5 protein-coding genes are annotated in these 6,223 nt (G+C 45.8%); 2 read left to right on the forward strand and 3 right to left on the reverse strand.

Going from position 1 to position 6,223, the window contains the following annotated elements; translation table 11 throughout:
• Positions 1–216 precede the first annotated feature (216 nt).
• On the forward strand, positions 217–504 hold the full coding sequence (locus Q0590_RS36240) for a hypothetical protein (protein WP_302042578.1): 288 nt from the start codon (positions 217–219) through the stop codon (positions 502–504).
• 136 nt (positions 505–640) lie between these two features.
• Here Q0590_RS36240 and Q0590_RS36245 read toward each other — a convergent pair whose 3' ends face one another.
• From Q0590_RS36245 to Q0590_RS36255, 3 genes are read right to left on the reverse strand one after another with little or no spacing between them, the layout of a single operon-like run.
• Positions 641–2,032, reverse strand: coding sequence for a Gfo/Idh/MocA family protein (locus Q0590_RS36245; RefSeq protein WP_302042579.1), 1,392 nt, complete (start codon positions 2,030–2,032; stop codon positions 641–643).
• A 54-nt stretch (positions 2,033–2,086) separates the two neighbouring features.
• On the reverse strand, positions 2,087–3,439 hold the full coding sequence (locus Q0590_RS36250) for a PQQ-dependent sugar dehydrogenase (protein WP_302042580.1): 1,353 nt from the start codon (positions 3,437–3,439) through the stop codon (positions 2,087–2,089).
• A 57-nt stretch (positions 3,440–3,496) separates the two neighbouring features.
• Positions 3,497–4,579 (reverse strand): NAD(P)-dependent alcohol dehydrogenase, encoded by a 1,083-nt coding sequence (locus Q0590_RS36255; RefSeq protein ID WP_302042581.1) that lies wholly within the window; start codon positions 4,577–4,579, stop codon positions 3,497–3,499.
• 725 nt (positions 4,580–5,304) lie between these two features.
• On the opposite strand from Q0590_RS36255, the gene Q0590_RS36260 reads away from it, so the two are divergent.
• A complete protein-coding gene (locus Q0590_RS36260; protein WP_302042582.1) occupies positions 5,305–6,099 on the forward strand; it encodes a class I SAM-dependent methyltransferase in 795 nt (264 codons plus the stop codon).
• The last annotated feature ends 124 nt before the right edge of the window (positions 6,100–6,223 follow it).

The raw sequence follows: 6,223 nt of genomic DNA on the forward strand, positions 1-6,223 counted from the left end.
CAGCACTACCCTATGGCTGCCTAATGTTGCACCGGCTAATCCATAGTTCACGTTACTTTACTAATACCTATCTGCGTACTCTAATCAGGAAAACAAGCACTCCACCAGATACGTAAAGGGCATAGGTATGCCGGATAAACGAAAACAGCCTACTCACACAGGCTTTTTTCGTCAGTCAACGTTGGCCCGACACCACCGATAAACCGGAAACATCGTATGAAAAAATATTATTTCTTTAAAGATTATTTGATTGCAGGAGACAGTCAACGGGGTATTATCAGGGGAACATCAACGGTAGAAGTAGATTTTGCTCAAATTGAGCAAGAACTTCCCATAGGTGCCCAGATTAAGATAGAAACGCTGCAAACCATTGTAGAAGGAGGCCGTTTTCTGGTATATGGGGAATATACATTGCCAGTTTCCATGGAAGAATTAGTAGCCAAAGATTCCATTGATCTGGATCAGGTTTTGGGTGATGAGGAAAGTCTACCATCCCTAAATTAACTCTTTTAAACCGAGGATTTCACTTTCCAGGCAGTAAGCTTTCTATACAAACAGGAAAGCTTACTGCCTGGTTAAAAAATAAGTTAAGTTAAACCTTAGCAAACTCCGGCAAAGCATACAAGTTTTGAAAGATAAGTTAACTAACATTGGTTGGCTCTGGCCCCCGGAAGGCATCCTTCTTGGTTACTTCCGGCAGTTTTACCGGCTTACCTTCCTTGGCCGATTGGTAAATTGCCTCCATAATCCGCTGATCCTGCATGCCTTCTTCTCCAGGCGTATAGGGTGATTTGTTTTCCAGGATGCATTCAGAAAAATGATCCATTTCGGTAGCAAACTGGTTTTTAGCCATAATATTCAGATTTTCTTTCCGCACCACTTTTCCATCGGCATGAGACGTTTCAATCTGCTGACCCTGGTAAGCAAACGCCGATTCTATGTTCATCCATCCTTTTTCGGCTAGCACCCGGTAGCGGCGCGACTCATGGGTATTGTAATGGGTGGCACAATTGGCAATAATTCCATTAGCAAACCGCATCTGCCAGGACATTACTTCTTCTACTTCTTCAAACAACGGATTACCCGGTGTACTGTACTGGTAGCCAAATACTTCTGTCGGCTCCTCGCCAAGCAAAAAACGGATAGTATTTAAGCAATACAGGCCGATGTCTGGCAAAGCCCCACCGCCTGCCAATGCCTTAATGTGCCGCCAATGCTTCGGATTAGCTGAGCTTTGCGCATTAAATGCTTCTATCATTTTAACATCGCCATATTCTTTAGAGCGGATCAGTTCCCGTACCATGCGGTTGTTAGCCTCATACTGGATACGGTAGGCAATCATTAACTTGCGGCCAGCTTTCTGGCAAGCATCTATCATGGCCTGGCACTCTTGCACAGAGTTAGCCATGGGTTTTTCGCACAAGATATGCTTACCTGCCTGTGCCCCACGGATGGTATATTCTGCATGCATCGAGTTTGGCAACACAATGTAAATAGCTTGTACTTCTGGATTATCTTTCAGTTTATCATAGTCCTGGTAGCTATAACAATGCTCGGGCTTTATGCCATACTGCTTACTGACTTTTTGCAACTTTTCGGGGCTACCACTCACAAGGGCTACTGGTTTAGATTTTTTACATTCACCGAAAGCGGGCAATAGTTCCTCTAACGTGAGGTGACCCAAGCCAACCAGGGCATAGCCCACCCGCTGATCTGGCGGTAAGGGAGAAGGTGTAGGCGCCGATTCCCGGTCGGCTTTAGATTTCCATTCCTCTAGTTCTATGGGTTCATCCACTTTTTCAGGCACTTTTGCTGGAGGAGAAAAAGGGGCTGAAGAAGGAATAGCCGTACCGTTAGGTGTGGTGTAAACAGTAGACCGGCCACTTACCGGCTGGCCGCTGCGGCAGGCAGAAAGGCCGCCTAAGATACCGGCTGCCAGGCCTCTCCCGGCGGTTTGCAGAAAATTCTTTCTGGATACTTCTTTGGTTACTCGTTGAAATAATTGTGCTTCAAGCTGGTCAAATCGAATCATAAATAAGTAGATGGTATTAGTAAAATGAACGAAACAAGGCGTAATTGGAAAATGTTACTGGGCACTTACCCGCCAGATTGTATTGGCTGCATCGTCTGCTACCAGCATGGACCCATCGGCTAATACTGTTATACCTACTGGACGGCCATGCACTTCTTCGCCGTTGGCAATAAAACCAGTCAGGAAATCCTCTGGTTTATCGGTAGGTTTGCCGTTCTGAAAAGGCACAAACACGACTTTATAGCCAGAGAAAGCTGAACGATTCCAGGAGCCATGCTGCCCGACAAAAGCCCCGTTGCGGTATTTTTCAGGAAAGGCATTTTTATCGTAGAAAGCTAGCCCCAATGAGGCACTATGAGAGGCCAAAGCTACATCTGGCACGATGGTTTTTTTCACCAGGTCTGGCCGTTCGCCTTTCCGCCGGGGATCTTCGTGTTGGCCAAAGTACGCATAGGGCCATCCATAAAAACCATCTTCCTGCACACTAGTCAAATAATCGGGCACCAGCTCATCGCCGAGTTCATCGCGTTCATTTACCGCTGCCCATAAGGTATTGGTGCCTGGGGCCCAGGCTATGCCCACCGGATTGCGTAAGCCACTGGCATAGATGCGCTCTCCGGTTCCATCCGGGTTTACTTCCAGAATAGCTGCTCTACGTACTTCGTTCTCCATGCCGTACTCACCTACATTACTGGCCGAGCCTACCGATATGTACATTTTGGAGCCATCTTTACTGGCTATAATGTTGCGGGTCCAGTGGTTGTTGTAGCCATCGGCCGGCAAGCTGAGTATTTTTTTGCCACTGGCGGCAATTTTTGTTGCCCCTTCTTTATAGGGATACTGCATAATGCCATCGGTATTGGCTACATAGAAAGAGTTATTCAACACCACCATACCCAGTGGTTGATTCAGGTCAGTGAGGAAGGGTTGCTGCACCTCCGGTTTTCCATCGCCATTGGCATCGCGCAACAGGGTTATCCGGTTGGCACTCCCTAAGTTTTGAGACTTACTTTTGCCCGAAACGACGGCTTCTACTTTTTCTACGGCATTAGGCATAGTAGCACTTTCAGCCACAAAGATATCTCCGTTGGGTGCCTGATACATCCACCTGGGATTATCGAGCCCCTCGGCAAATTTAGTGACCTTAAAACCATCCGGTGCTTGTGGGGTTTTCCCCTGCGGCCAGCCAATAACATTGGCAAACTTTTTTGCAGACTCTGTGGCAAAGGGTTTAGGCAGATTTACCTGCTGGGCGGCAGCTGTAGTTTCGGTATAGGTACGGGAAGTATCGGCAATGGCTTGCTTTTCTTCTTTGGTGTCGGCCTGCTGGTCGTTTTTATTGTTCTGGCAAGCTCCGGCCCATACCAACAGCATACACCCGGTAATCCAGGAAGTTACGTTTTTCATATAATTTGATTTTCCGGCAGCGGTTTACTGCCATTCATAGCGGATAGGTAATTTGTATTACTGTTCTTTTTTTAATGATTGCATGTCAATTACATAGCGGAAACGCACTTCCTCTTTCTTCATCCGCTCAAAGGCCTGGTTAATGTCCTGGATCGGGATAAGTTCTACCTGCGGAAGAATGGAATGCTGGGCGCAAAATTCCAGAACTTCCTGTGTTTCTTGGATGCCCCCGATAATAGAGCCTGCTACCGTGCGCCGGTGCATGGCCAGTTCCATGTTGTTAAGCGGATTTTTATAGGGTCCCAGTAAGCCTACGGTTACCAGGGCCCCATCGCGTTTCAGCAAGCTAATATAGGGGGTTACATCAAATTTATCGGGAATGGTAATCAGGATAAGGTCAAAGGCAAGTTCGTGTTTAGACATGGCATCACTATCTTCAGACACCAATACCTCTTTGGCTCCCAGTGCCTGTGCTTCTTGTCTTTTTTCTTCACTGGTGGTAATAACTGTAACCTGTGCTCCCATGGCCGTGGCTAGCATCACACCCATATGCCCTAACCCACCCAGACCGACAATGGCTACTTTACTCCCTTCTTTTACCTTCCAGAATTTTAAAGGCGAATAGGTAGTAATGCCTGCGCAGAGAATAGGTGCAGTGGCTTTTATATCCAGTGTCTGGGGAATTTTCAGCACAAACGATTCTTTCACTACAATACTGGTAGAATAGCCACCAAAGGTATTCGTTCCGTCTGGCTTCATGGGGCCATTGTACGTGGCTGTCCAGCTTTTGGGTCCTTCGCAGTATTGCTCCAGGCCTTCCCGGCAAGAGCCGCATTGCCCGCAGGAGTCGATCATACAGCCTACGCCAACGGTATCGCCTATTTCGAATTTTGTAACAGCTTTTCCTTTTGTAACTACTTTTCCTATTATTTCGTGGCCAGGCAAACAGGGATAAACGGTGTTTCCCCAATCGTTGCGCACCTGGTGCAAATCGGAGTGGCATACGCCACAGTAGAGAATGTCAATTAATACCTGATCGTCTTTGGGCTCTTCCCGCTCAAAATCTATTCTGGATAACCGGCTTAAGCGGTCTAGTAAGGCTTCCTTGGCTGCATAGCCCTTTGCTTTAATTGGTGGCATACTGGTGTTTGTAGGTTGAATACTAATGATTAATGAATGTAGCCTGCAGGGATCAGGCGGGTAGCGCGGCGGGTAGAAGTAATTTATTCAGGGTGAATGCAAGTAATCCTAACGCTGCATGCTGTCTTTACGGAAAAAAAGGAGAAGGGTTATAGGTTTGCAAATACAGCTAAGCAAATTTTAACCGCTACAAACCCTGGCCAGGGGAGTCCTAGTCACCGGAATTGTAAAACCATCCGGCAGCAAGTAGCCAGAACCGTGCCTATCCATTCGGTTCAACTGACCTTAACAACCTGCTTTCTACCTACATACGCTTGTCGGCTAGCCTGCTTCCGGCCATCAGTGGTAACTGGCCATATTCCTATGCTACTCCTCCTCTACTAGATACATATCCATGCCTATAGTCGGTTGGCAGCCATTAGACGCAGTAAAACTTTAATTTCTTTTTAATTCAATTTATTAGGGCATCGGAAGAGATAGCTGTAACTTTCATTCATAGTATTTGTTCGAATATTGGTTTTGTTTAATGAATAGATTTGGTTAATAATGTAAGGTATATTTTAAAGAGTCTTTCTTTTAGGGAGGCTCTTTTAGTTTTAGTGTAGCTGCCTGCGTGTCGACATCATTACCTGTGTTTGTGCCAGCTGAGGTTTTTTACCTTTGGAATAGCACAGGATAAACCAAAGGTGCTTTGAATATTGTTAAAATAATTTACCCGCGTGTACATGGTGAATCCTGTATTTACTTTTCTCAGGTATGCTAACCGGTGGTTGCGTAATACCTTTAAGCTTTATGATGCTGAAGACAAAATTATAGCAGAAGCACATCAGTATTGGAATGATCCATCAAAAGCTATTTTGCCGCAGTATACCCATAGCCGGGGAGCGGGTATGTTTCAGGATGAAGAAAAATGGTTATCCATTGGCCGGCAGAGTCTGGCAATTTATCAGGAATTAGAACGGTGCCTTCCACCACACAAACCGGTAAGTACTATTCTGGAATGGGGATGCGGCGGCGGTGCAAATGCTATCCATTTTGCTCCGCTGGCTAAAACTTTTTATGGGCTTGACATTTCTGCAGATGTGTTAAAGGAATGCGCCAGGCAGCTAACCAGTGCAGGTATCCAACAGTATCATATGGTGGAAATTAATGCTGCTCAACCGGAAGAAGCCCTGCAGCACGTTCAACAGCCCATAGACCTGTTCTTCTGCGTTAATGTAATGGAAGTATTCCCTAGCAAAACGTATACTGAACGGATTATCGATATAGCCAGTAAGATGCTGGCGACAGGCGGCATTGCTTTACTACAGTATAAATACACTACTCCCCGCTGGGAAACGCAGCCAAAACGCTGGAACTACACCAGCGATCCTCCCAACATGACTACTTTTTGGATAGATGAATTCTGGCAGCTTTGTATAAAACATCAGCTAACGCCAAAAGTCATGAAATTGCTGCCCCCTATAAATGAGCAGGATATTAAAAGAAGATATGTTTACCTGCTTTGTGTAAAAGAATAATGCTATGGCTTTTGAATTCCGGATGCCCACCAATTCTTGTCTAAGAAACTTCTAACTGTTGTTGAACCGATGAAAATACTGATTGTCGAAGACGAACCCAAACTAGCCTCCTATATCCAAAAAG

The sequence above is a fragment of the Rhodocytophaga aerolata genome, assembly GCF_030503435.1.
GTDB lineage: Bacteria > Bacteroidota > Bacteroidia > Cytophagales > 172606-1 > Rhodocytophaga > Rhodocytophaga aerolata.